14 protein-coding genes and 1 pseudogene are annotated in these 25,917 nt (G+C 73.1%); 7 read left to right on the top strand and 8 right to left on the bottom strand.

Annotated elements, in window-relative coordinates; all coding sequences use genetic code 11:
- Nucleotides 1-2: 2 nt before the first annotated feature.
- Nucleotides 3-2,552, bottom strand: a complete 2,550-nt coding sequence (locus AB0G32_RS14645; RefSeq protein WP_361162607.1) for an AAA family ATPase — start codon at nt 2,550-2,552, stop codon at nt 3-5.
- A 424-nt stretch (nt 2,553-2,976) separates the two neighbouring features.
- On the opposite strand from AB0G32_RS14645, the gene AB0G32_RS14640 reads away from it, so the two are divergent.
- The 4 genes from AB0G32_RS14640 to AB0G32_RS14625 all read left to right on the top strand — a co-directional run bounded on the left by AB0G32_RS14640 (nt 2,977) and on the right by AB0G32_RS14625 (nt 15,031).
- Nucleotides 2,977-4,206, top strand: a complete 1,230-nt coding sequence (locus tag AB0G32_RS14640) for a cytochrome P450 (protein ID WP_361162537.1) — start codon at nt 2,977-2,979, stop codon at nt 4,204-4,206.
- A gap of 62 nt (nt 4,207-4,268) precedes the next feature.
- Nucleotides 4,269-6,374 (top strand): beta-ketoacyl synthase N-terminal-like domain-containing protein, encoded by a 2,106-nt coding sequence (locus AB0G32_RS14635; RefSeq protein ID WP_361162536.1) that lies wholly within the window; start codon nt 4,269-4,271, stop codon nt 6,372-6,374.
- A complete protein-coding gene (locus AB0G32_RS14630; protein ID WP_361162535.1) occupies nt 6,367-13,128 on the top strand; it encodes an SDR family NAD(P)-dependent oxidoreductase in 6,762 nt (2,253 codons plus the stop codon). The genes AB0G32_RS14635 and AB0G32_RS14630 overlap by 8 nt, the downstream gene beginning before the upstream one ends.
- Nucleotides 13,112-15,031 (top strand): non-ribosomal peptide synthetase, encoded by a 1,920-nt coding sequence (locus AB0G32_RS14625; RefSeq protein ID WP_361162534.1) that lies wholly within the window; start codon nt 13,112-13,114, stop codon nt 15,029-15,031. The genes AB0G32_RS14630 and AB0G32_RS14625 overlap by 17 nt, the downstream gene beginning before the upstream one ends.
- Before the next feature lie 54 nt (nt 15,032-15,085).
- Here the strand turns inward: AB0G32_RS14625 and AB0G32_RS14620 are convergent, their stop codons facing one another.
- From AB0G32_RS14620 to AB0G32_RS14600, 5 genes and pseudogenes are all read right to left on the bottom strand, one after another.
- On the bottom strand, nt 15,086-16,300 hold the full coding sequence (locus AB0G32_RS14620; protein WP_361162533.1) for a beta-ketoacyl-[acyl-carrier-protein] synthase family protein: 1,215 nt from the start codon (nt 16,298-16,300) through the stop codon (nt 15,086-15,088).
- A 165-nt stretch (nt 16,301-16,465) separates the two neighbouring features.
- A pseudogene (locus tag AB0G32_RS14615) lies at nt 16,466-16,891 on the bottom strand (sulfite oxidase); the annotation flags it as partial.
- Nucleotides 16,892-17,225: 334 nt separating this feature from the next.
- Nucleotides 17,226-17,906 (bottom strand): hypothetical protein, encoded by a 681-nt coding sequence (locus AB0G32_RS14610; protein ID WP_361162532.1) that lies wholly within the window; start codon nt 17,904-17,906, stop codon nt 17,226-17,228.
- Nucleotides 17,907-18,119: 213 nt separating this feature from the next.
- Nucleotides 18,120-18,677, bottom strand: a complete 558-nt coding sequence (locus tag AB0G32_RS14605; RefSeq protein ID WP_361162531.1) for an XRE family transcriptional regulator — start codon at nt 18,675-18,677, stop codon at nt 18,120-18,122.
- 12 nt (nt 18,678-18,689) lie between these two features.
- Nucleotides 18,690-20,942 (bottom strand): helix-turn-helix transcriptional regulator, encoded by a 2,253-nt coding sequence (locus tag AB0G32_RS14600; protein ID WP_361162530.1) that lies wholly within the window; start codon nt 20,940-20,942, stop codon nt 18,690-18,692.
- A 438-nt stretch (nt 20,943-21,380) separates the two neighbouring features.
- Here AB0G32_RS14600 and AB0G32_RS14595 point away from each other — a divergent pair, with 438 nt between their 5' ends.
- The 3 genes from AB0G32_RS14595 (at nt 21,381) to AB0G32_RS14585 (ending at nt 24,274) form a co-directional block, all read left to right on the top strand.
- Nucleotides 21,381-22,478, top strand: a complete 1,098-nt coding sequence (locus AB0G32_RS14595) for a hypothetical protein (protein WP_361162529.1) — start codon at nt 21,381-21,383, stop codon at nt 22,476-22,478.
- 184 nt (nt 22,479-22,662) lie between these two features.
- Entirely contained in the window at nt 22,663-23,421 is a 759-nt protein-coding gene (locus tag AB0G32_RS14590; RefSeq protein WP_361162528.1) for an Abi family protein, read from the top strand.
- A gap of 112 nt (nt 23,422-23,533) precedes the next feature.
- On the top strand, nt 23,534-24,274 hold the full coding sequence (locus tag AB0G32_RS14585; RefSeq protein ID WP_361162527.1) for a hypothetical protein: 741 nt from the start codon (nt 23,534-23,536) through the stop codon (nt 24,272-24,274).
- A gap of 58 nt (nt 24,275-24,332) precedes the next feature.
- On the opposite strand, the gene AB0G32_RS14580 is transcribed toward AB0G32_RS14585, so the two are convergent.
- Nucleotides 24,333-24,992 carry a hypothetical protein gene (locus AB0G32_RS14580; RefSeq protein ID WP_361162526.1) on the bottom strand — a complete coding sequence of 220 codons (660 nt, stop codon included), beginning with the start codon at nt 24,990-24,992 and terminating at the stop codon, nt 24,333-24,335.
- A gap of 62 nt (nt 24,993-25,054) precedes the next feature.
- Nucleotides 25,055-25,912 (bottom strand): DciA family protein, encoded by an 858-nt coding sequence (locus tag AB0G32_RS14575; RefSeq protein ID WP_361162525.1) that lies wholly within the window; start codon nt 25,910-25,912, stop codon nt 25,055-25,057.
- Nucleotides 25,913-25,917: the final 5 nt, after the last annotated feature.

Raw genomic sequence — 25,917 nt, 5'->3', positions numbered from 1 at the left:
GGTCACGCCCGTCCGCCGAGGGCGTCGGCCGCGTCCAGTGCGGCGGGCAGCCCGGTGCGGCCCCGCACGCCCAGCTTGCGGTAGATGCGGGTGAGGTGCTGCTCGACGGTGCTGGGGGTGACCCGGAGCCGGCCGGCAATCTGGCGGTTGGTGAGACCTGCCTTCGCGAGGCAGGCCACCCGGTGTTCGGCCCTGCTCAGCGCGGGCGGACCGGCCTCCGATGCCGACGGCCGCGGCCCGGGTCCAGGGCCGGGGCCGGGGCCCGCGCCGCGCAGCCGGTCGTGCAGCGCCCGCGCCTGGGCGCGCAGCCACGGGCTGCCCATGTCCGGCTGGGCCAGCTCCTCCGCCAGCAGCCGCACCGCCTCCTCCCGGTCGCCGAGCGCGGCCAGCGCCTCGGCGGCGTACACCCGCCACGCGGTGAAGACGGTCACCTTCAGCCGCCACGCGGTCATCAGGTCGCGACACGCGTAGAAGTCGCCGAGCGCGGCCCGGTGACGGCCCGCGGCCAGGTGGAAGCGGCCCCGCGCCTGGAGGTAGTGGAGTCCGGGCAGCGACTGGAACATCAACTGCGGTACCGGCACGCGGAAGCACTCGGCCGCCGCGTCCAGGTCGCCGAGGCCGACGCAGGCCAGCACCTTGGCGGCGAGCGGCAGGCCCAGCGCCACCCCCCAGGCCGACGGCGGCAGCAGGGCGAGGGCCTGCTCCGCCCGGGTCAGCGCGGTCGTGAAGTGGCCCAGCCAGCTCTCCAGGGTCGCGCTGGCGGCCAGCAGGATGGCCTGGCAGGTGACCGTGCGCTCCGCGCAGCCCACGACCAGGCGGTCGCCCCAGTACGCGGCCCGTTCCAGACGCGCGGCGCGGATCAGCGAGATCAGCGCGGCCATCGCCGGTGCCAGGGGCGGCTGGTTGGGCATCTGCGCCTGTAGGAGCTGCTCGGCGGCGGCACACGCGTCGTCGGTGGGACCCTCCGTCAGCAGCAGCGACAGCACCAGCGCCCCGTCCCACTGCGGGTCGACGGAGACGATGCACAGGCCGGCGTCGTGCCCGGACTCCAGGGGGCGGTCCCGGTAGCGGGCGCCGTAGGTGGGGAAGAAGTAGGCGAACCAGACCCGCAGCGCGTCCAGCCGGACCCGTTCCTCCTGGGACAGCTCCTCCCGCACGGCGTCCAGGTCGGTGAGGAGCGAGCCGACCTCCCGGGTCCGTCCCGACCACAGCAGGTAGATCCCCAGCAGCAGGCTGTGCCGCCGGCTCAGCAGGCCGGCCCGGTGCTCGTCGAGCAGGTCGGTCAGGTGCCAGCGGACCGCGCCCGGGTCCACCTCCCACTCCGCCTGGGTCAGTTCGGCGCGGACCACCGCGCGCTGCGCGCCGTCGGCGTCGTAGGCGGCCCGCAGATAGGCGACGGCCCGTTCGGCGTCGTGCCCGTGCAGGGCTTGCGCGGCGGCCTCGCGCAGGGCGACGACCGCCCAGGGGTCCCGGGCGGGCCGCGCGTGGACTAGGTGGTCGGCCACGTCGCCCAGGGCGGCGTTGGTCTCGCGGAGGGCCAGCGCGGCGTCGCGGTGCAGCCGGGTCCGCTCGTGGCCCGGTATGCCGTCCAGCACCACGTCGCGGGCCGCCGCCAGGCGGTAGCGCAGGCCGTCGGTGAGGCCGACCGCCTCCAGGGCGTTGCGGGTCCGGTCGGCCTCCCCTGCGGGCATGCCCAGGTGGTGCAGCAGGCGTTCGGCGCGCTCCGCGGTGGCCGCCTCCCCGAGGACGGCGAGGGCCCGCGCGGTGCGCAGCGCGTCGTCGGACATCAGGTCGTGGATGTACTGCACGGCGAACCGCACCGCGTCGCCGCCCGGCGGGGGCAGGGCGGCGCCCCGGTCCGGACCGGCGGGTGCCGGGGACGTCGACCAGTCCTTCAGCAGCGCGTGCAGCAGCAGCGGGCTGCCGCCGGACGCCTGCCGCCACAGCCGCGCGGTCCGGTCGGGGACGGCGCCGCCCATGTGCCTGGCGAGCACGGCGGCGACGCACGCGGTGCACAGCGGGGCGAGGCACAGCAGCGAGCAGCTCGGATTGCGCATGTACTCGGCGAGCAGCACCGGGTTCTGCTGGGGGAGGTCGGAACTCCCGGTGAGCAGGATCAGCGCGCGCAGCGGGGCCACCCGGTGGATGACGTAGAGCAGACAGCGCAGGGACTCGCGGTCGATGTCCTGGGCGTCGTCGATGACGACGACGAGTGGGGTGCGTCCGGTGACCGCGCAGACGGCCTCGTGCAACGCGACGGTGGCCCGGGCGGGTGACGCGCAGACGGCCGCCGTGTCGTCCGCGGAGTAGCCGAGACAGGACAGGAGTTGGGCGACGATGCCCAGCGGTAAAGCGCGTTCCGCCACCGATCCGGCGGCACTCAGCACGGTCACTCCGGCGCGTTCGGCGCGTTCTCTGGCGTATTCGGCCACTCCGGTTTTCCCGAGCCCAGGGGGACCGAGAACGAGAACGGCCTGTCCCCTACCGTCGCGGGCCTGTCCCAAGAGTTCGTCAAGAAGTTGTTGCACACGGCATCGCTCCACCAACTCCATGACGGACATCACTCCTTCCTCGGGCCGGTTCCCGGCCCACGCACGCACTGATCATGCAGTCAAAGCACGCCCCGCGACACCCCCCCCCTACTCCGGGGGTCCGACCGCCGCCGGGGCCCGTTCACCGCTGTGCGGCAAGGGGCGTCGACCGGATCGGCGGCGCTGTTCGCGGACGGGAGATTAGGGGGGTCATCACACCCCCCTAATCGCCGAAGACGGTGAAGTTGGGGCTTCTTGCGGCACGTTCGGGCATTGGCTAGCGTGCAAAGCCTTGCGAAGCCCTTTCCGACTTCGGGCGACGCCGCGTGAATCCGATGTCATCGCCGGGCCGCCGGCCCGCGTGCCGTGCCCCCGCACCTCACCCATTGGAAGAGTCCCCATGGCATCCGAGACACCGGACCGTATGTGCCCCGTCCATCTCGATATGGATTTCTACCGGGACCCGCACGCGGTCTATCGAGCGATAAAGCAGCACGGAAACAAACCCACCGAGGTGGTACTCGAAACGGGTATGGCCTATCTGCCGCCGAAGTTGCGCGCCTGGATGGTGACGTCCTACAAGGACGTCGAATTCGTGTTGCGGGACGACCGGTTCCGCAAGAGCATCGACCGGGCGATGCCGCTGTTCGCGGCCAGCACCCCGGGCGGCGGACAGGCGCGGGACCGGGGCTCGCTGCTCTACGACAACATGGCGAACAACGACCCGCCGGTGCACACCGCCCTGCGCAAGCCGCTCAACAGCTCCTTCACCGCGCGGGCGGTGGCCCCCCGGCGCCGGGCGATGCGGGAGCTGGTCGACTCGGTGCTGGACGCCGTCGCGGGGCGGGAGTCGTTCGACCTCGTCCAGGACTTCGCCTTCCCCTACTCGATCGGGGTCATCTGCGACACGCTCGGGGTGCCGCGCGAGGACCGCGGGACGTTCCACCAGTGGGTGCAGACGATCACCGGTGACGCGGCGCCCGAGGTGCTCCGGCGCGACGCGCGGCAAATGGCCGGGTATCTGGGCGGGCTCATCGCGCGGCGCCGGGAGAACGGCACCGACGACATCCTGACGCTGCTCGCCCGCTCCCTGGACGAGCCGCAGGCGGTCGCGCAGGCGTACGCGCTGCTGGCCGCCGGCTACGAGACCTCGGCGAACCTGATCGTCACCGGGCTGCTGGTGCTGGAGTCCGACCCGGAGCAGAAGGCGCGGTTGTGGCGGGACCGGTCGCTGGTGCCGGCCGCCGTGGAGGAGATGCTGCGCCACCAGTCCCCGTTCAACCTGTCCCTGTACCGGTACGCCACTGAGTCCGTGGAGGTCGGCGGCGTGACCATCCCGGCCGGTTCCATCGTGTTCCTGGCCTTCGCCGCGGCCAACCGCGACGACACGCGTTTCGCGGACCCGGAACGCTTCTCGGTCGGCACGCCGCGCCGCGAGCACCTGGCGTTCGGCGGCGGCATCCACAACTGCATCGGCAAGCACCTGGCGCGGCTGGAGGCGGAGGTCGCCTTCGACGCCCTGGTCCGGCGCTGTCCGCAGCTCTCCGTCCGCACCCCGCCCCAGCGCATGGAGTGGAAGGCCAGTCCCACCTTCCGGGGGCTCAGGAACCTCCTCGTCGCCCCCGGACCGCGGCCGTCCCGCCCATGCCCGGAAGGAACAGGTGAAACAGCCTGATGACCGCACGGACCCACCCCCCACGACCGGCACGGCCGCACCCGGGACCGGACCCGGCGCCCATGGCCGTCATCGGACTGTCGTGCCGCCTTCCCGGCGCCCGTGACCCGGGCGAGTTCTGGCGCAACCTGCTCTCCGCGACGGACAGCGTGGGCACCGCCCCGCCCGGCCGCTGGGCGGACCGCGCCGGGCCCGCGCCCGCCGAACCCCAGGTCCCCGTCCGGCACGGCGGCTTCCTCGAGGGTGTCGACGACTTCGACGCCCGGTTCTTCGGCATCGTCCGCCGCGAGGCCGAGCACATGGACCCGCAGCAGCGGCTGCTGCTGGAACTGGCCTGGCAGGCCCTGGAGGACGCCGCCGTGCCCGCGCACGACCGCCGTGTGGCGCGCTGGGGCGTCTACGTGGGGGCGAGCGCCGACGACTTCCGGATGCGGTACTTCGCCTCCGGGTGCCTGGACCGGACCGGGCACCTGGGATCCAGCCGTGCGCTGCTGGCGGGGCGGATCTCCCACCACCTCGGGCTGCGCGGCCCCAGCGAGGTCGTCGACACCGGTCAGTCGTCCTCCCTGTGCGCCGTGCACCGGGCCGTGGCGGGGCTGCGGCTGGGCGAGTGCGACGCCGCCCTGGTGGCCGGGGTCAACCTGAACCTGCTGCCGGACGTCACCGACCAGGTGCACCTGTGGGGCGGTCTGTCCCCCGATGGCCGCTGCCGCGCCCTGGACGAGCGCGCCGACGGGTACGTCCGGGGCGAAGGGGGCGGCGTCGTCGTGCTGAAGCCGCTCCACGCGGCCGTGCGCGACGGCGACCACGTCTACTGCGTGGTGCGCGGCAGCGCCACCAACAACGACGGGGGCCGGGCCGGGCTCGGCGTGCCCAGCGCGGAGGCCCAGCGCGAGGTGATCGAGGCCGCCCACCGCGCCGCGGGTGTCACGGACGCCTCGGTGGGCTACGTCGAACTGCACGGCACGGGCACGCCCGTGGGTGACCCGGTGGAGGCCGAGGCGCTCGGCGCGGCGATCGGACGGCACCGTCCGCCCGGCGCGCCGCTGCTGGTGGGCTCGGTCAAGTCGAACATCGGGCACCTGGAGGCGGCGGCGGGCATCGCCGGGCTGATCAAGGCGTGCCTGGCTCTGCACCACGGACGGCTGCCGCCGACCCTGCACCACCGCCGCAGTTCCCGGAACGTGCCGCTGGCCGACCTCAACCTGCGGGTCGTCGTCCCCGGCCGGGAGGAGCGCCTGGGCGCCGAGGAGGCCGTCGGGGTCAGCTCGTTCGGCATGGGCGGCACCAACGTGCACGTGGTGCTCGCCGGTCCGCCGCCGGCCGCGCCGCCCGCCGGCCGGGTCCCGGCCGGGGGCACCGTGTGGTGTCTGGCCGGTCGCACCCGGGACGCGGTCCGCGCGCTGGCCCGGGCCTTCCTTGACCACCCGTTCCCCGTGGAGCGGCACACCGTGCACGACGTGGCGTGGTCGCTGGCCCAGCGCGCCGGGGGCGAGCACCGGGCCGCCATGGTCGGCGGCGGCTGGGACGAGATGCGCGACGGGCTGCGCAAGATCGTTGCGGGTCACGACCTGGCCATCCCCGGGGACTGGCTGCGCGCCGGGGAGGACGGCCGGGCCGCCTGGGTCGCGGTCGCCGCCGCCTACGCCGCCTACGGCGACACCGCCGAGGTCGCCCGCCGGCTGGGCACGGGCCTGCGCAAGGTGCCCGGCCTGCCCACGTACCCGTTCGCCCGCGACACCTTCCGCGGCCCCTGGCCGGCCCGCATCGCCGCGCCGCCGCCCGCCCCCGCCTCCGCGCCCGCGCCCGTGCCGCCCCCCGAGGAGGTGCGGGAGGACGGCGAGAAGGTGCGGGAGGACGGCGCCCGTCCGCTACTCGACGACTGGGAGCGGGCCGCCGATCCCGCCGAACGGCTGTGGCTCGTCCGGTCGTTCCTGGTGGGTGCGCTGCTCGACGTGCTGGGCGAGACGGGCGACGAACCGCCGGACGTGGACGCCGACAGCACCTTCGAGGACCTGGGTGCCGACTCCATGTCGCTGCTGGAGCTACAGGACCGGGTCAAGGCCGCCACCGCCGTGGAACTCCCGGAGTCCGCCCTCTTCGACCACCCGACGATCAACGACCTCGCGGCCCGCCTGAACACCGAACTGGAGGCATTCCGTGGCTGAGCGCACACCGGAGCCCGAAGACATAGCCGTCGTGGGCATGGCCTGCCGCTACCCCGGCGGCACGGACACCCCGGAGAGGCTGTGGGCCCTGGTCGAGGAAGGCCGGGACCCCATCACCGACTTCCCCGACAACCGCGAGTGGTACACCGAGGACCTGTACGACCCGGGCTATGTGCGCCAGGGCGGGTTCCTCCACGACGCCGACCTCTTCGACGCCGACTTCTTCGGCATCAGACCCGCCGAGGCGATCTCCATGGACCCGCAGCAGCGGGTGCTCCTCCAGGTCGCCTGGGAGGCGATCGAACGGGCGGGCATCGTCCCGTCCAGCCTCAAGGGCTCGGGCACCGGCGTGTTCGTCGGGCTGATGCCCAACGAGTACGGGATGCCGCTGTGGAAGTGGCAGGACGAGACGGCCGGTTTCATGGGCACGGGCACCTCGCCGAGCGTGGCGTCCGGGCGGATCGCCTACCTCCTGGGGCTGGAGGGCCCGGCCCTGACCATCGACACCGCCTGCTCCTCGTCCGGCGTGGCGATCCACACGGCCGTGCGATCCCTGCGCAGTGGCGAGACGGACCTGGCGCTCGCGGGCGGCTGCACCGTGCTCACCGGGCCTGGCATGTTCGTGGATTACGCGAAGAAGGGCGCCCTGTCGCCGGACGGGCGCTGTCGCACCTTCTCCGACACCGCCAACGGAACCGTCTGGGCCGAGGGCGCCGGTGTCCTCGTCCTGGAACGCCTCTCCACGGCCCGGTGCAACGGGCGCCGCGTCCTCGGCGTCATCAAGGGGACCGCCGTCAACCAGGACGGCGCCAGCAACGGCCTCACCGCGCCGAGCGGCAAGGCCCAGGCCAAGGTGATCCGGCGGGCGCTCGCCGACGCCCGGCTCGCGCCCGGCGACATCCAGCTCGTGGAGGCGCACGGGACGGCCACCAAGCTCGGCGACCCCATCGAGGCCAACGCCATCCAGGCCACCTACGGGGCGGACCGCGACGGCGAACCGGTGTGGATCGGCTCGTTCAAGTCGAACATCGGCCACTCCATGGCCGCCGCCGGGGTCGGTGGTGTCATCAAGTGCCTGAGCGCGATGCGCGCCGGGCTGATGCCCCGGACGCTGCACGTCGAGGACCTCAACTCGCACGTGGACTGGACGTCGTCGGTGAACGTCCTGAAGGAGAGCAGGCCCTGGCCCCCGGCCCGGGACGGCGTACGCCGCTGCGCCGTCTCCTCGTTCGGCGTCAGCGGCACCAACGCGCACCTCATCCTGGAGTGCCGGGAGGAGGAGTTTGCGCCCGGCGCCGACGCGGGGTACGCCGCCGACGACGCCACGCATGCCCTCACCCTCTCCGCCAAGACCCCGACGGCCCTGCGCGCCCACGCCGCGCGGGTCGCCGACCACCTCGCCGCTGGCACCTCCTCCGTGGCGGCGACCGCCCGGGCCCTGGCCACCCGGCGCGAGCACTACGCGCACCGCGCCGTCGCCGTCGCGGCGGGCCGGCGGGACCTGGTCGCCGCGCTGCGGGCGCTGGCCGGGGGCACGGACTGCCCGGCGGTGGTGCGCGACGAGGCGCGGCGCGTCCGGCGCCCGGTGTTCGTGTTCCCGGGGCAGGGCTCCCAGTGGGACGCCATGGCGGTGCGGCTGCTGGCGGAGTCCGACGTCTTCCGGCTGCGGATCGAGGAGGTCGCCGGCGCGTTCAAGCCCTACCTAGACTACGACCTGCTGGCGGTGCTGACCGGCGAGGACCGGGAGACCGACCGGGAGCGCACGGACGTCGTCCAGCCGCTGATCTTCACCATGATGCTGGGCCTGGCGTCGCTGTGGCGGCTCGCCGGTGTCCGGCCCGCCGCGGTGATCGGGCACTCCCAGGGCGAGGTCGCCGCCGCATGCCTGGCCGGGGCGCTCAGTCTCGACGAGGCGGCCCGGGTGGTGGCCTGCCGCAGCCGTGTCCTGGAGGAAGGCGGACGCGGCGGCATGGTGGCCGTGGCGCTGGGCACCGAGGAGGCGGTGGACGCCGCCCGGGAGGCGGACGCCCGGCTCACCGTCGCCGCGTCCAACGGCCCCGCCTTCACCATCCTGTCCGGCGACGACGAACCCGGTGTCCGGCGGCTGCTCGACCAGTGCGAGGACCGGGGCGTCTACGCCCGCCGGGTCCCGGCCAAGTGCGCCTCGCACTCCCCCGTCGTGGCCGAGCTGGAAGACCGGATCATGGCGGGCCTCGACGGTCTGCGGGCCGCCGAGGAGGACGTGACGTTCTTCTCCACGGTCGAGGGCGACCGCGTCCGGGGCACCGAGCTGACCGCCGCGTACTGGTACCGCAACCTGCGCGAGCCGGTCCGGTTCGCCGAGACCGTCGCCGCGATGGTGTCGCACGGCTACGACGCCTTCGTCGAGATCAGCCCGCACCCGGTGCTGCTCACTTCGCTCCAGCAGATCCTGGAGGGGACCGGCGGCCACGCCCCGGTGTGCGCGACGCTCCGCCGGGACCAGGGCTCCTACGAGCGGTTCCTGACGGCCGCCGCCGAGGCGTCCGTCCAGGGACACGATATCGACTGGGCCGCGCTGCACGGCGGCGCGTGGCCCGAGGGACCGGTTCCGGAGGACCTGCCCACCTATCCGTTCGAGGGCCGCCGGTTCTGGCTCCCGTCGCAGATGGCGCCCGCGGCCCCGGCCGTCCCGGCGACCCTCCCGGCGGCCCTCCCCGCGCGGGCGGACCGGCCCCGGATCGGCGCCGGCGGGCACCCGTTCCTGACCTCGGTGGTCGAGACGGTCGACGGCACCGTGGTGCTGAGCGGGCACCTGTCGCTGCGCGACCACCCCTGGCTGCTGGACCACCGGGTCGAGGACACGCCCCTGCTGCCGGGCACCGCCTTCGCGGAGCTGCTGCTGGCGGCGGGGCGCGAACGGGACTGTCCGGTGCTCGACGAGATGGTGCTGCGGGACCCGTTGCCGCTGCCGCTGGACGGGGCCCGGGTCGACGTCCAGGTGACCGTGCGGGGCCCCGACGCCGAGGGGAAGCGGGCCGTGGCGGTGCACTCGCGTCCGGCGCCCGGCGCCGGGTGGCGGCAGCACGCGGACGGTGTGCTGGCGGCCGGGCTCTCCCGACCGGCGCCCGAGGCCGGGGACGGCGAGGGTGCCGGTGCCAGGCTGCCGGACCCGGAGGCGCTGTACGCGCGGTTGCGCGGCCTCGGGTACGGCTACGGCGAGGCGTTCCGGGGCGTGGACGGCGGTGAGCACGGCGACGGCTGGGTCCGCTCCCAGGTGGTGCTGCCGGACGGCGCCCGCGTCAACCACGCCGGCTTCACCATGCACCCGGCGCTGTCCGACGCGGCCCTGCACGCCGCCGTGGCCTGCGGTCTAATCGAGACGCCGGCGGCCGGGGACATCGCCGTCCCCTTCGTCTTCAACGGCGTGCGCGCCGACGGCGGTGACGACGCCGACCGGTGCTGGGCGCTGGCCCGCCGGGTGGCCCCCGACGCGATCACCCTGACGCTGACCGGCGACGACGGCCGGGTCCTGCTGAGCGTCGACCGCATGGTGGTCCGCGGTCTGGAACGCCCCGGCCGGCGCCCGGACCGCGAGCCGGCCACGCTGTACACGACCGAGTGGGCGGCGGCCGAGGACGCGCCCGGCACGGCCCGCCGCCTGTGCGTGGTGGGCGCCGACGGGCCGCTCGCCGCCGCCCTGCGGGACACGGCACGCGACGGGATCGCGGTGGCCACGCTCGACGAGGCCATCATGATCGTCAAGGCGCTGCCCGGGGACTGGCAGATCGTCCTGCCCGCCCCGCCGGCCGCCCCCGGACCGGTGACCCCGGCGCAGGTCCACGACACGGCGTCCTGGACGCTGGCGGCCCTCCAGCGGTGGCTGCTCGCCGAGGACCTCGCCGGACGCGCGCTGCTCACGTTCGTCACGCGGAACGCGGTGGCCGTGCCCGGTGACGACGCGCACGACCTGGCGGCGGCCGCCCTGTGGGGGATGGTGCGCAGCGCTCAGACGGAGAACCCCGGCCACCTGCGGGTCGTCGACGTCGACGACGCCGGGGTCGCCGCGCCGGACGCGGTCAAGGCGGCGCTGGACCGGTCCGACGCTCAGCTCGCCGTGCGCGGTGGCCGGGTGCTGCGCCCGCACCTGTGGCCGCACGCCGCCGCCGTCGGCCCCTTCCCCGACTGCGGGGACGGCACCGTCGTCATCACCGGCGGCACCGGCACCCTCGGCCGCGCCCTGGCCCGCCACCTCGTCACCCGGGCGTCCGTGCGGTCCGTGGCGCTGCTCAGCCGCAGCGGCCCCCGGGCGTCCGGCATTACGGCCCTCACCTCCGAACTGGCCGGCCTGGGCGCCTCGGTGCGGGTGCTGGAGGCCGACACCAGCGACCCGGAGCAGGTGCGCGCGGCACTGGACCGGCTGCGCTCGGAACGCCCGCTGGCCGGCGTCGTGCACGCCGCCGGACTCCTCGACGACGCCATCGTGCCCAACCTGACGTCGGAGCAACTGCGCCGGGTGCTGGCGAGCAAGGCCGACTCGGCGCTCCACCTGGACGCCGCGACACGCGGGGACGACCTGCGCTTCTTCACCGTCTTCTCGTCCCTGTACGGCGTGCTCGGCGGCCCCGGGCAGGCCAACTACGCCGCCGCGAACACCTTCCTGGACCACTTCGCGCAGTGGCGCCGGGCGCAGGGCCGGCCGGCCAACTCCATCGCCTGGGGCCTGTGGGACGAGCCGACGGGCATGACGGGGCACCTCGACGAGGCGGACCGGCTGCGGCTGCGGCGAAACGGCGTGGCGCCGTTCACGGTGCCGGAGGGGCTCGGCCTGTTCGACGCCGCGCTCGGCAGCGGCACCACCGCCGTGATCGCGGCGCGGCTCGCGGTGTCCGACACGACCGGCGACGCGACGGCGGACGGCCCGTTCCTGTTCTCCCGCCTCACCGCCACCACGCCCGCGTCCGCCTCCGTACCGGCCCCCGCGCCCGCGCCCGTTGTCGTCGTCCCGCCCCCGCCGGACCCGCGGCCGGAGACCCAGCAGGACACCCGGCCGCAGACCCGGCAGGAGACGCGACCGGCGCCCCGGGCGGACGCGCGGCAGGAGGCCACCCTCCTGGAGCTGCTGAACTCGCCGGACACCTCCCACGACCAGCGCGTCGCCGGTCTGCTCGGGGTGGTCAGGGAGGGCGTCGCCGAACTGCTCGGCACCGACGCCCGGCGCGTGGACGCCCATCATTCCTTCTACGAGATGGGCTTCGACTCCCTCACCTCGATGGAGCTGCGGGTCCGCCTCGGCAAGAGGCTCGGCGTGCGGCTGGGCGCGACCGTGGTGTTCGACCACCCGACTCCGGAGGCGCTCGTCTCCCACCTCGTGGAGCTGTTCCGGCCCGCCGGGGAACAGGAGTCCGACGACCCCGAGGAGCCTGCCCCAGGCCCCGCCACCGTCGAACCGGCCGTGCCCGACTCCGCCCCGTTCCCGCTGACCGAACTCCAGGAGGCCTACCTCGCGGGGCGCGCGGGCGACTTCGAGCTGGGCAACGTGTCGACGTACCTGTACGTGGAGGTCGACCTGACCGGCTTCGACGTGACGGCGGCCGAGCGGGCGCTGGACCGGCTCGTGCGGCGCCACCCGATGCTGCGGGCCGTCTTCGACCCGGAGGCCGGCCACCAGTGGGTGCTGGGCGACGTGCCCCGGGTGTCGATCCCCGTGGAGGACCTGACCCGGCTCACGGAGGAGGAGCGCGGGCAGCGGCTCGCCGCGATCCACGCGGAGCTGAAGGTCCGGGAGTTCGACGTCACGAGCTGGCCGCTGTTCCTGGTCCGCGCCACGGTCGTCGCCCCGGCCGTCACCCGGCTGCACGTCGGCGTCGACGTGCTCGTCTCGGACGGCGGCAGCACCTCCGTCCTCTTCGGGGAGTGGGCCCGACTGTACGCCGACCCGGACGCGGTGCTCCCCGAACTGCCGTGCACCTTCGAGGAGTTCGCGCACCGGCTGGGTGAGCGGACCGCGACCCCGGAGTACGACCGGAGCAAGGAGTATTGGACCGGCCGGCTCCCGGATCTGCCGCCCGCCCCGCAGCTCCCGCTCGCCGTCCGCCTCGCCGACGTGGAACGTCCCGTGTTCACCAACCGCTTCCTGCGCGTGGAGGCGCCGGAGTGGGAACGGTTCAAACGCAACGCCGCCGCGTCCGGTCTGACGGCGTCGGGGGCCGTGCTGGGCGCGTACTGCCAGGTGCTCGCCACCTGGTCCAGGACGCCGGACTTCACGGTCACCTGCCTGGTGTCGCGGCGGGACGCCGTACCCGACCTGGACACGGCACACGTCGTCGGCAACTTCTCCGCCACGAACCTGCTGGAGGTGCACGTCGACCAGGCCGCCCCGTTCCGGGACACCGCCCGGCGGATCCAGCGGCAACTGCTGCGGGACCTGGAGCACACCGCCTATTCCGGTCTCGACGTGCTCAGGGACCTCGGCCGGATGGACGGGAGCGCGGGACGGGCCCGTATGCCGGTCGTCTTCAACAGCGCGATCGGCGGGGCCGCCCCGGACGGTCAGCAGACCGGACCGGTGGGCCTGCTGTGCCGCATGGGTGAGTCCGGCACACCGGTCTGGAGCGGTGTGCGCACCCCGCAGGTCATCCTCGACCACACGGCGTTCGAGGAGAACGGCGGTCTGATCCTCAACTGGGACGTGGTGGAGGACGTGTTCCCGGAGGGCGTCGTGGACTCCATGTTCACGGCCTATGAAAGGCTGATTCGTGCACTCTGTCGTTGACCCCGCCGCCCTCGCCACCGGCTCCGCGTGGCGCGCGCCCGTGCGGCTGCACACGCCGGAGGCGGCCCCCGAGGGGATCCGGCCGCCCGCGCGGGCCGAGTTTTCCGCCGACCACACCTTGCACGCGCGGTTCGTCGAGCGGGCCGCGCGCACTCCCGACGCCGTGGCCGTGGTCTCCCGGGACCGGCGGCTGAGCTACGCCGACCTCGACGCGGAGTCGAGGCGGGTGGCGGCCCTCCTGGCCCGGCACGGCACCACCGCCGGGACGCTGGTCGGGGTGGTGATGGAGAAGGGCTGGGAGCAGGTGGTCGGCTGTCTGGGCGTGCTGCGGTCGGGCGGCGCCTACGTTCCCGTCGACCCGCGCTGGCCGGCCCGGCGCCTCGCCGCCGTGATCGACGCCGCGGGTCTGGAGACGGTCCTCACTCAGCCCGCGCTGCGCGACGCCGTCGACTGGCCCGAGGGCCTGACGGTGCTGGAGGTCGACACACCCGCCGCCGGGGACACCGGGGACCGGGTGGTGCCGGACGCCGTGGTGACGCCCGGGGACGTCGCGTACGTGATCTACACCTCCGGCTCCACGGGCATCCCCAAGGGGGTGGTGATCGAGCACGGACCGGCGGTCAACACCGTCCTGGACGTCAACGACGAGGTGTCGTTCACCCCGGACGACCGGGTCCTCGGCCTGTCGGCGCTCCACTTCGACCTGTCGGTCTACGACATCTTCGGGCCCCTCTCCGCCGGGGGCGCGGTCGTGCTGCCCGGCCCCGGGGACGCGCGCGAGCCCGCCGCCTGGCTCTCCCTGATGGCGCGGGAGGGGGTCACGGTGTGGAACAGCGTTCCCGCCCTGATGGCCATGGTGTGCGAGCACCTGGCGTCCGCGCCGGAGACCGGTGCCCGGCTCCCGGACGCCGGGTCCTCGCTGCGCGCGGTCCTGATGAGCGGGGACTGGATCCCGGTGGTGCTGCCCGCCGAAATCCGGCGGTACTTCCCGCGGGCGCTGCTGTGGAGCCTCGGCGGTGCGACCGAGGCGTCCATCTGGTCGGTCTGGCACCGGATCGTGCCCGAGGACGCGGCGCTGCCGTCCATCCCCTACGGCACGGCCATGCGCAACCAGCGGATCTTCGTGGCGGACGCGCTGCTGCGGCCCCGGCCCGTCTGGGTGGTGGGCGAGATCTGCATCGCCGGTGCCGGTCTGGCCCGGGAGTACCTCGGCGATCCGGAGAAGACCGCGCGGAGCTTCGTCGTCTCCCCGTCCACCGGGGAACGCGTCTACCGGACCGGTGACTGGGGGCGCCTGCTGCCCGGCGGCGAGATCGAGTTCCTCGGGCGGGACGACATGCAGGTCAAGGTCGGCGGCCACCGGATCGAGCTGGGCGACGTTGAGGCGGCGCTGCTGCGCTGCCCGGACGTCGCGGCCGCCGTCGTCACCGCGCCGGGCGGGCGGAGCCGTCAGCGGCTCGTGGCGCACGTCGCGCTGCGGGCGGGCGCCACGCGGACGGGCCCGCAGCTCAGGGCGGACGCGGCGGAGCTGCTGCCGCCGTACATGCTCCCGGCCGTCGTCACCGTGTGGGACGCGCTGCCGCTGACGGCGAACGGGAAGGTGGACCGCGCCGAGCTGGCCCGGCATGAGCGGGCGGCGGGACCGGACACCGCCGAGGACGTCCGTCCCGCCACCGAGGAGGAACGGGTCCTGCTCGACCTGTGGCGGGACTTCTTCGAGATGTCCTCCCTCTCCGTCTTGGACAACTTCTTCGAGCTGGGCGGGGATTCGCTGCGGGCCGTCCGGCTGATGGCCGGGGTGCGCAAGGTGCTGCGCGTCCCGCTGCCCGTGTCGGCGCTGTTCTCCGCGCCGACGGTGCGGTCGCTGGCGGTCCGCCTGCGGGAGTGCCGGGCGGCGGCGTAGCGCGTCCGACGCACCGGCCGTCGGCCTGTGGCCCATGGCCTACGGCCGGTCACCTCACCTGGTGAGGACGAGGCTGACGTTGTGCCCGCCGAAGCCGAAGGAGTTGGCCAGCGCGGCGGACCAGTGGCCGGTGCGCGGTTCGCCGCGCACCAGGTCCAGGTCCACGCGCGGGTCGGGTTCGTCGAGGTTGCGGATGGCCGGCAGCGTGCCGTCCCGCAGGGCAAACAGGGCGGCCAGGGCACCCACCGTCCCGGACGCGCCCAGCATGTGCCCAGTCATCGACTTCGTCGCCGTCACCGCCGCGCCGCCGCCGACGACCCGGCCAATCGCCTCCGCCTCCGCCAGGTCACCGGACTCGGTGGAGGTGGCGTGGGCGTGCACCACCCCGATGTCCGCCGGGGTGAGGCCCGCGTCGCGCAGCGCCTGCTCCATGGCGAGGGCCTGGCCGTCCGGGTCGGAGGCGGTGATGTGGCGGGCGCTGGAACTCACGGCGCTGCCGGCCAGCGTCCCGTGCGTCCGCGCGCCCCGGGCCTCGGCGAACTCGGGGCGTTCCAGCACCATCATCCCCGCGCCCTCGCCCATGACGAACCCGGACCTCCCCAGGTCGAACGGACGGGACACGCCCTCCGGGTCCGTGCTGCGCGTCGACAGGGCCTTCATCTGGGCGAACGCCGCGAGGGTGAAGGGGTGCAGGCAGGCCTCCACGCCGCCCGCGACGACCACATCGGCCCGTCCGGCGCGGATCAGGTCCTGCCCGAGGGCGAGGGCTTCCGCCCCGGAGGCGCAGGCGCTGACCGGTGTCCGGGCGCCGCCCTGGGCGCCCAGGTCCATGCTCACCCAGGCGGCGGGGCCGTTGGGCATCAGCATGGGCACCGCGAACGGCGACAGCCGCCTGCTCCCGGCGCGTTCGAAGACGTCGTCCTGCCCCAGCGTCGTCAGCACGCCGCCGGTGCCCGTTCCGACGACGACGGCGAGGCGTTCCGGTTCGACCTCCGGGGCGCCGGCGTCCCGCCAGGCCTCCCGGGCGCTGAGGACGGCAATCTGCTCACCGCGGTCCATCTTCCGCGCCTCGGCCCGGGGGAACAGCGAGGCGGGGTCCACGGTGAGACCGGCCGCCACGTGGACGGGCAGCTCCGCGGCCCACTCCTCGGCCAGCAACCGCACCCCCGACTTCCCGTCGAGCAGCCCCGCCCACGACGACGGCGCGTCGGATCCCAGAGGCGTCAGCGCACCGACACCAGTCACCAGTACACGACCGCTACGGGTCACACGAACCTCCTCGGGTTTGGAGCAAACACACAGTTCCCGATCTGCTCTCACGGCGATCATGGCAGTGACCGTCGGGGAACACAGGTCGGGAGCCGACCGTTTTGCCACCGGGGGTTTGTGTCATCCCCACAATTCGGGCCCGGGAGGTGTCCTCGGCCGGCGGTGTCAGACCACGGTCACCGGGTGGCACACCACCGCGTCGAACAGATAGCCCTGGGTGTTGTAGACGGCGGTGTCGGGCTGGGTGCGGCCCGCTGTGTCGGTGGCGCGGGCCAGCAGGTGCGTCGGGCCGGGCGGGCCGGGCGTCCAGGGCAGGGACCAGCGCGTCCAGGTGCCGGACTGCGGCCGGTCGTACAGCCGGGCTCGCCGCCGGCTCGCCCCGCCGTCGGTGCTGACGTCGACCCGCGCGACGGCGCCCGCGCCCGACCAGGACCGGCCGTGCAGCACCCGGCCCTCCCCCGCCGGGAACGTCGCGCCGCTCGCCAGCTCGAAGGCGCTCTTGATCGTCTGCCGGGTCAGCGGCGCGCTGCCGTCCGCCGGGTAGGCCGGGCCGAACAGCCGGTAGAAGGTCGTGTTCCACGGCGAGTACAGGGTGGCTTTGTCCACGAGTTCTCGTGGACAAAGCCAGGCAAGAGATCACCAGCCGCCTACCGCCCGTCCCCGGTCACATCCAGCCCAACCTGGACGACCGAAAGCGCCAAGAGGCATCCGCGTTCGTCTGGGCACAGGTCACTCACGGCGAGCCGCTCTTCGCACCACGGACGATCGAGGCAGAATAACCCGAAGAACTCCGGAGAGTATGGCTCAGCCAGCGCAGCAGCACCTGGGCCAAACTCGCCCGCCCAGGCCGGATCCATCACTTCACGGCACTACGCAGGCTCCTGCTCCAGCACGCCGAGCACCTCATCCGAAAGATCGACAGCGGTCAGACCGACTCCTGGTCCATCTGCGGATAGCCGATCTCGGAGATGTCCTGGGCCAAGTCCGCCAAGCTGACCTCCGGGTTCAGCAACGATACGAGGTCCTGGTCCAGTGGTCGCAACGCATGAACCTGGCTCACCGCCCCCAGGTCGACGAAGACCTCGTAGTAGTCCTCTGCGAAGCGCTGGAACACTTCCGGAGACCGGTCGACCAGGAGGCTGAACAGGCTCGTCGCCCCGTCAGGATCGACAGCGCCCTCGGGGAAGTCGATCGTCCCGTGGTGCCACCGCTCGTCCGTCGGTCCCCGCCACAAGCAGGCCGTCACGACGGGCACCCCCTCGTGATCGGTGAACGCCGGTTCCTCGACGAAGGCTCTGAAGGGCTCGGGGACTTCGTCGATCACACCCGGCCAGGGCTCGCCATCGTTGCCGAAGGGGCTCATCGGCGATTCGTGGTCGAAGCCGCGCACATAGGCCCCGGCCGCCGAGAACACGATCGAGTACTCGTCTCCCGACCCGTTGCGCATCGAGGCCATCTCCTCACCGTCGGCCCAACCGGCGTTGAAGGAGTAGTACCGACTCTCCCAGTCCGGGCTCAGGATTGCATCGAGCATCGCCAGTGAACGGCACAGGTCCCGCAGGTCGGCGACGGCGGGGAGTCGGCGGGCCACGTCATAGACAGTCACGCGCTCATCCAACCCGATGCCACCGACACCCCGACCCGCCAGGGGCATCGTGAGCCACCCAGTTCCAACATGCGTGGCCAGGTTCCAACTACCGTGTCCCGGCTCAGCCACGACATCGACACGGAACGCTCAAACGGCCAACTCGCACGCTCACTGGCCAACTGAAGCGCTCAGTCACATTGGCCTCGCCCAGAAGCATCTTGAGGCGAGCTGCTATAGGCCGAACTCAAGGTGCTCGATGTCCGTGAACCGGACCTCCTCCAGAGAGCCGGCGCGGCGGCCGTCGTCCTGAAAGTACACCTCCTTGAGCGCTTCGGCGGCGATCTCCTGGAGCCGGGCGTCGCTGGCCCCCTGCTCCTGGGCCTCGAAGAGGCGGGCGGCGTAGACGGGCGGCAGGGCGACGGTCAGGTGCCGGATGCGGTCCTGGTCCGTCGACCCGATCGGCGCGGTGTAGCCCATGCGGGCGCGGGTGTCGATAACGATGCCGCCCGTGCTCGCCGCCTTCGCCTTGGCCTTGGCCCGGATCTGCGGCTGCCACCGCTTCTTCACCTCGCGCTCCAGGCGTGCGGCGAGGTCCGGGCGGGGCTTTTTGATCTGGTCCTTCACGTACCGCTCGACGGTGCGCTGCGAGATGCGCAGCATTTGGGCGACCGGCTTGGTGCCGCCCAACTGCTTGACCAGGTACCGCATCTGCGGGCCCGCCGTCTTGGGTGCTGGGCGGGTGAACGCCTTCTGCACTGCGGCGTCCAGGCCGTCCCCGAACAGGCTCATCGTCGCCTTCTCCTACTCTCCGTTGTCGACGTCGGTGACGGTGCCGTCCTTGATGTACCGGGCGAGGTTGAGCTCCGGGGCGTTGAACCGCTCGCGGACCTCTTCGCCCCACAGGATGCTCTGGGTGCCCTCGTGCTTGACCAGGCCGGGGTTGATGCCGAGCTTGAAGCCGCCGGGCAGCGGCTTGCCCTCCCGGTAGGGCAGGAAGTCCAGCGGCGAGGGCCCGCCCGCGGCGTAGACGACGCAGTCCGACAGGATCGCGATCGGGTACTGCCCGGTGAACGCCGCATGCTTGACGATCTTGCGGTGCAGGTTCATCCGGGTGCGGGAGATGACCGCCGCCCGGATGTCCGGCCGCCACGTCGGCCGGGACAGGGCGCGCCACGGCTCGCCGGGCCGCCAGCCCTCGCCGCGGGGCCGCTCGCGGAGCTTGCCCAGGCCACCCTTCACCGTGGCCTTGACCGCCGAGACGACGATGGCCAGCTCCGGGTCGCGGGCCTTGTAACCGTCCATCGCCGTGAGGAAGTCGGCCGGGGCGAGGTCGGCGTCGACGCCGAGGTCGGCCATCGTGGCGAGGTAGGCGTCGCGCAGCCGGTTGTACCAGCCGTCCAGGTAGCGGCCGTTGTCGTAGCGCACCCACGCCTCCAGCGGGCGCACCTCGTAGCCGAGCTCCACCGCGTAGGCGACGGTGGGCGTCGCGTACCAGGCCGGGCCGGTCGGGCGCTCGCCCTTCGGCGTGAACGGGCTGGGCAGCAGGCTGCCGTCCAGCTCCACCCACTCCTTGCCGACCTTCACGCGGGACAGGTCGACGTGGGAGAGGTCGACCAGCCACGAGCCGGGCAGCTTCGGGTCGAACGCGGGGGCCTTGACGTGCGTCGCCTCGCCCAGGCCGACATTCAGACCGTTCGCGCCGGCGGCAAAGGCCATGTTGACGTCGATACCGACCAGGTGCCGCAGGGTGCACTCCGCGTCGGTCATCGGCCGTGCCCAGTCGTACGCCTCCTCGAACAGCTTCTCGCCGGGGCCGCGCACGTGGAAGCGGGGCAGGTCCTTGAGGACGGGGTGGCCGTCGGGGACCTCGCACGGCGGGAAGTTCATCGGGTCGATGGCGTCCTTGCCCAGCGAGCCGGGGTTGTGCTCGGAGTGCCGCTTGCCGTCGGCGTCCGGCTCGGAGGCCCGGGTCGGCGGGTGCAGGGCGGTCATCAGCTCCAGGCCGGTCACGGCCGTGGAGCCGCGCGGCGTCATCACGCGGGAGGCGTACACGCCCAGGACGCGGGCGAGCTCCGCCGGCGGGAGCTGTCCGGCCGCGCCCCAGTGCCGGGTGTCGAGCGCGTTCCAGGAGGGGATGCACAGCTGCACGCAGGCCCGCTCCGAACCGGTGGCGGGGCGGTAGATCCGCGCCCACGGCCCGAACCCGCGCTTGGTCAGCTTCCACTCCGCGCGCGCGAGCTGCTTGATGACCTTGTGGCCCTCCGGGATCCGCCCGGCGTGCTTCTCCTCCTCCGTGAGGGTGACGGGCAGGCCGTAGCGCTCGAGGGCGGACTCGGTGAGGACGATGAGCGGGTCGGCGTCCTTACCGGGGCCGGCGAGCTTCGGCTGCCCGAGCTTGGCTTCGCGCAGTGTCCAGTCGACCAGGGCCGGGATGCTCTTGGCGGGTACGTCCAGGACCAGGCCGCCGGTGCAGTACGCCAGCACCGTGCCGTCGTCCTCGACGTCGACGACCGCGAGCGGGCCGTTCTCGAAGCGCGGATCGGTGCCGCCCGCCGGGGTGCCGGCAGGGGCCGCCTTCTTCGCTCCCGGGCGGCGCGACGTCGACGACGTCCTGGTGGTGCGCGCCGGACGCGGCGCGGCCGCCGGAGCAGCTGTGACAGGGGCAGGGCTCTGGGTGTTCTCGGTTGCAGTCATGACCGCAGCCTCGGACGCCTCCCCTGTGGACAGAGTCCGCGCTTCCGCCGGGGCGGGCGCTGCGGTGAACGTGGCCGGCACCGCAGCGTCAGGGGCGGGCGTGGCCGTGTCGGCCGGGGCGGCGGGGTAGAGCTCCGCGAGCTTGTCCAGCAGCCGGGCGTAGGCGTCGCGCTCCGGCGGGCGGGGCTCCGTCTTGCCGGACTCCCAGCCGGACACCGTGGCCCGGCGCACCTTCAGCGCGGTGGCCACTTCGTCGATCGTCAGGCCGTGTGCGGCACGCAGCCGCTTGCGCTCCGCCGGCGGCGGCAGCGCGGCGCGGGACGCGACCAGCGCGTCGACCGCGTCGAACAACTCGGACATGGAACACCTCCTGACCAACACTCTACTCCATGAAGCGTACGAATGGCGTACGTTTGGCGTACTATTGCCGTACCTAGCGCGTTAGATGGGGCGGGGTTCGGTGTTCTGGCTGGCGTTTCGTGCTGACGCCGCAGCGGAGCCACCGTGCCGGAACCCGCCATCTCGCCCCCGCGCCTCTCGCGCCGCGCGCTCCGCATCGACTGCCCGGCGTCGCCGCAGGGGGAGGCGTCGGCTGCCGCGGTGGTGCCAGCGGCCCGCCAGCAGGGGGCGTACCCGGCGCCGGCTCCGACCTATGCCGATCGGCCCGCGTCGAGATGGATCAAGCCAAGTTCAGGAAGCCGCATACGTACGCCTACCGCCCGGCCGGAGACTACGCAGTGCAGTTATCCGACTACACGCTTCAGGTGGAGGGCTTCCTTGCCGCGCAGGGACGACATCGTGACGATCGTGATCGACACGAAGAACGAAATGAAGAGATCGATCGACGGCCTGGGCACCAGGGTCAACGACCTGGAGCGGGACCTTCGGACCGCGTTCACCACCGAGGTCACAGGGCTGCGCGAGACCGCCCTCGCCGACTTGAAATCGTCGCAGCACGAAACGCGGACCAGTTCCTACAACGCGGGCAAGCGGGCGAGCGAAGCCGTTGCTGCGGTGGCCGACCTGCGCCGGGACGTTGACCGGCTGCACCACGGTCTCGAAGGTCTGCGTGAGGACGTCGGCAAGATTCTGGAGGCTCTGCAGGCCGCAGCACCGGCATCGGCACGTGTGCCGGCGGCCGTCGATTCGGCGGAAGACCCGCACCCGCACCAGGCCGGGACCAGCATCGGGTACGAATCGGATTCTGTCGTCCTGCCCGAGCAGAGGCAGGCACCGGACCAGGAGTCGGCACCCCAGGTTGAACCTGCTGCTCTGAGGCTCTCTGCGGACAGTTCACCCGAAGGTGATGAGCCGGGAGTCTCCACGGACCCCGATGCCCCCACGGCCGACGAGGACGAAACCGATCAGTCGCCACCTGAAGCTGAGCAGTCCGCCCCGGGATCCGACGAGCGCGAAGAGGAGGACCACGACGTTCCCCGCGCGGCGCTGGAGGCCAGCGAGCAGGGCCCGAGCGATTCGGTGGAGGAGCCGTCTCCGCTCACCTGGAAGGGCAGAATCTGGGCGATCATGAGGGCCGGTAAGGTTGCGTCGGCCACCCTGGTCTGCCACCGGGACACCTGGGAATTCGTGGCAGCACAGGTCGGCAGCCACCCGCACTTCCGGACCCCGTCCCTCGAAGAACGTGAGAACGGCCTGGTGGCCGCGGTCCTCTCCGGCCGGTCGCTGGTCGCCATGCTGCTGGCCCTCTACCGCACGGCGAATGCCTCCATTCGCAGGCCCGACGGCGAGGACACCGAGGAGCTGATCACCTACGCCGACTGGGCCATGGCCTCCCAGGTCTACTACGCGACCGCCCGAGTCCTCAGCAAGGCCTCCTACGAAGAAGGGGATCCCGTTGTGGTGACGATCGACAACCGGGTGCCCGCCCGGCCATGACCGTGCCGGGTGCGCATCTCCTGAACAGGTGAAACGGAAGCCTCGCGGTCGACGCATCGTGGGCGTACCGGCAAAGAGCTGAGGGCCCTCACCGCTGGTGAGGGCCCTCAAAAGTCTGACCCCGGTCGCGTGACGTAAGCCAGAGGCTGAACCGGGGAATCTGCCGCCATGATACATCAGGGGGGTGCAGATACAACCGACGGCGGAGCAGCTCAAGCTCCTGGAGCCGCTGATTTCCCGGCCCCGCCTGGCTCCCTTCCTCGCCGCCACGGCCACGCCGGCCGCCGCGATGGAGCTGTACCTGTGGAACGTGCGGCTGTCGGCCGCGTTCGGTGAGGTGATCGCCCTTGCCGAGGTCATCCTGCGCAACGCCATGGCGGAGCAGCTCGCGGCCGCGTACGGGGCGACCTGGTACGCGCGCACCGACTTGTTCGACGACCGAACCATGAGCGGCTTCAAGACGACGTGGCGCAACATCACCATGCCCGCCGACCTGGCGACCGGGAAGCCGGCGCAGAAGACCCTCCAGGCGGTCCCGGCCGGGAAGATCGTGGCGGAGTCGACCTTCGGCTGCTGGGTGAACCTGCTCGACAAGGGCGGCACCCGCGGCGACGGGCCGTACCGCAAGAACGTCGACTACGACTCCACGCTGTGGCGCAAGGCCCTGCACAAGGCGTTCCCGAACAGCGGCGGCAAGCGGACGACGGTGTTCACCACCGCCAGCCACGTCCGTTCCCTGCGCAACCGGGCCGCCCACCATGAGCCGCTGATCGACGGAGTTCCCCTCCCGGGCCAGAACGATCGCCGCGGCCGAACCCGCCGGCTCACCCTGCGCGAGGCCCACACCGAGGTCCTGCGCCTGGTCGAGTACATCGACCAGGACGTCTCCGCCTGGCTGGGCCAGACCAGCCGTGTGCCTGACCTGCTGCATACCCGGCCCTGACCCGCGTCCGGCACACCGCACGAGCGGAGCCGGACGGGTGGCGCGGTCGTGTCCGCAGCGACGGGGTGCTCGTTGACCGGCGGGGGCCGGCCGACGAGCAAGGGAGACTCCGATGGGGCGGATCAAGAAGAAGCGCGCGGCACGTGACGCGCGCCGCCAGCCTGGCATCCAGCCGCAGGCCGCGCCGCCGTTCCCGCAGGCGGAAGTCGAGCGGGTCATGCGGCTGTGGGACCGGGCGATCGACACCGGGCTGATGGCCAGCGGCACGGATGTGAAGTACCACTTCACCCTGGACGGCAAGGTGCTCTCCGTCGCCGTCGGCAGAAGCGGGCAGGTGCTGGCCAACGGCGAACGGCTCACGCCGTCGGTGGCCGAACGGCTGCGCCAGGACATGCCGCTGCTGGCGGGGATGGTCACCTTCTACGAGAACAACCAGCTCGCCGGCCGCGGCCTGGACGATGCGCCTCAGGACGGCGTGACGCCCCTGTTGCCGCCCGCCGGCCCCGACCCGATGCCGGCGGTGGACGAGGAAGCCCTGGCCGAGGCTCAAACCGCCACCGCGGTGCTGGTACGCCAGGGCAAGGTCGCCGAGCCGGTGGGCGCGATGGTGATCCCCGCCCAGAGGGGCGGCGTGCTGTTCGCCGTCGGAGGCCGGGACGGGGAGCTGTACGTCAACGGGCGGGCGCTCACCCAGCAATGGGCCGACGCGCTGCGGGCCAAGGTGCCAGAACTCGCCTCGGACATCGACCGGCTCCAGGCCATGCGTGCGGAGTGGCTGGATGCGCCCCCGCAGGACCGCACGCTGGCGCTGGCCGGCAGCTGCACCGACCCGAACTGTCACACCCCGCACTGAACGAACAACGCGCGCCCCGGGGGCAGATGTTCGGGTCGGCCTGGCTTGGCGGCAGCACCTATTGGCGGGCTGCGGGGATGAACAGGCGGGTGCCCTGATACAGGCCAGACGCGGTCTCTTCCCGCCGCCGCTCCACCAGGTTCATCGCCTCCAGCCGGTCTGCGATCTTCGATGCTCCCGGCAGGCCACACCCCAGCAGGGACGCGATCGTCGCGGAGATACGGCCGCGCTGGCTGTCGACTGGTCCGTCGATCAGCCGGACCTCGCCCGTTGCCGAGGTATCCAGGACCAGCAGCAGAAACGCGAGCCGGTCTGTGGCCGCCCCGCGTCCCGTGCGCGTTCCCATCAACCCGGTGCCCGGCGCGAAGAGCGCAGACACCACAGGCCGCAGGGCCCCGTCCGGGGCGGCCGCGGTGGGCGACGTGAACACAAGGCCCGGGTCCCCGTCCGGAGCGGTGTGCCAAGCCGCCCGGCGCAGCCCGGGAGTCACGAGCGATGCCACATGCGAGAGGGACACCCCGACCCACTCCCCCAGGCTCTGTGAGCGCAGCGTCACCGACTTTTCCCCGGGTGGGATCAGGGCCTGCAAGACCACCGCGGCGAGCCGTACGGCATCGAGCTCACCCGCCAGGCCGGGGCCGTTCAGGACTGCATGAACAGCAGCACGCGCGCGCTCCCGGCTCGGCTGATCCGGCACAAGAGGGGATGTGGGCTCCATGGCGGTCTCCTTCTTCGGCGGCACATGAGTGAAACGGTCGGGTTGGGCAGACGGCTGCGGGATCACGCGGTCCGCTCCAGCTGCTGCGGTGCGGCCATCGGGCGGCCGGCTTTCTCGGCACGGGCCCGGCGCAGGGCGGCGGCCTCGGTCGCCGCTGCCTGACGACGTCGCTGGAGGCGAGCATCGTTCATCGAGGCCGGCGCATCGTCCGGGGCGGCGTCGGGCTCGGGGAACGCGCGCCGGCTGAGCTCACGCATGGCCCTGTTCTGCCGTTCGATCGCCTCGGTGACGCCCGAGCTGACGTGCTGGACACGCGGGACGGCCTGGTGGGCGGCCAAGGCCCGGTGGAAGCCGGGCGGGGCCATGTCGCGGGTCTTCACCGGCGCCTCGGGCGCGGCCGCCGCCGGAGCGGTGACCGCCTCGCGGTGCGCGAGGCCGGTCGCGCCGGCGGCCAGGACGCGGACGGTGCGGACCGCCTGGGTGCCGACAGCGTCGTTCGCCGCGGTGACGATCCGGGAGGTGATCAGGCGCAGCTGGGTGGCGTACGCGGGTGAGTCCGGGCGCAGGTCCAGCTGGCCGGTCTCCGCGTGGAAGGCGACCGCCTGGACGTGCGCGGCCAGCTTCGGGGAGAGGCCAGCCGCGATGTGGGGCCACTGGTCCAGGATGCTTCCGCCGGCGGCCGGGATGTCCCAGGCCCGGTCGGCCATCAGGCCCTGGAGCACGGCGGCGAACCCGGTCGGCTCCCGGCCGTCACGCCGCACAGTCGCCCGGAGGGGGCGCTTCGCCTTGCGGGTGCCGGACTCGCCGCGGGCCTTGGCGGCCTCGCGCGCCTGGTGCAGTGCGACCCGGGCCAGGTCGACGCCCGACAGCTCCGTGGCCGGCTGCTCGTTGCTGGTGGTGGTGTTCAGGGTTTCGGTCATCACGG

The organism is Streptomyces sp. NPDC023723, assembly GCF_040639815.1.
Lineage (GTDB): Bacteria > Actinomycetota > Actinomycetes > Streptomycetales > Streptomycetaceae > Streptomyces.
The sequence above is the reverse complement of the archived record's forward strand: the minus strand, read 5'-3'. Positions and strand labels throughout refer to the sequence as shown.

Bases quoted from the DNA above. Each gene is read 5' to 3' on its own strand.
- AB0G32_RS14645 (WP_361162607.1), bottom strand. From the start codon at position 2,552: ATGGAGTTGGTGGAGCGATGCCGTGTGCAACAACTTCTTGACGAACTC.
- AB0G32_RS14640 (WP_361162537.1), top strand. From the start codon at position 2,977: ATGGATTTCTACCGGGACCCGCACGCGGTCTATCGAGCGATAAAGCAG.
- AB0G32_RS14635 (WP_361162536.1), top strand. From the start codon at position 4,269: ATGGCCGTCATCGGACTGTCGTGCCGCCTTCCCGGCGCCCGTGACCCG.
- AB0G32_RS14605 (WP_361162531.1), bottom strand. From the start codon at position 18,677: ATGAGCCTGTTCGGGGACGGCCTGGACGCCGCAGTGCAGAAGGCGTTC.
- AB0G32_RS14600 (WP_361162530.1), bottom strand. From the start codon at position 20,942: ATGTCCGAGTTGTTCGACGCGGTCGACGCGCTGGTCGCGTCCCGCGCC.
- AB0G32_RS14585 (WP_361162527.1), top strand. From the start codon at position 23,534: ATGGGGCGGATCAAGAAGAAGCGCGCGGCACGTGACGCGCGCCGCCAG.
- AB0G32_RS14580 (WP_361162526.1), bottom strand. From the start codon at position 24,992: ATGGAGCCCACATCCCCTCTTGTGCCGGATCAGCCGAGCCGGGAGCGC.
- AB0G32_RS14575 (WP_361162525.1), bottom strand. From the start codon at position 25,912: ATGACCGAAACCCTGAACACCACCACCAGCAACGAGCAGCCGGCCACG.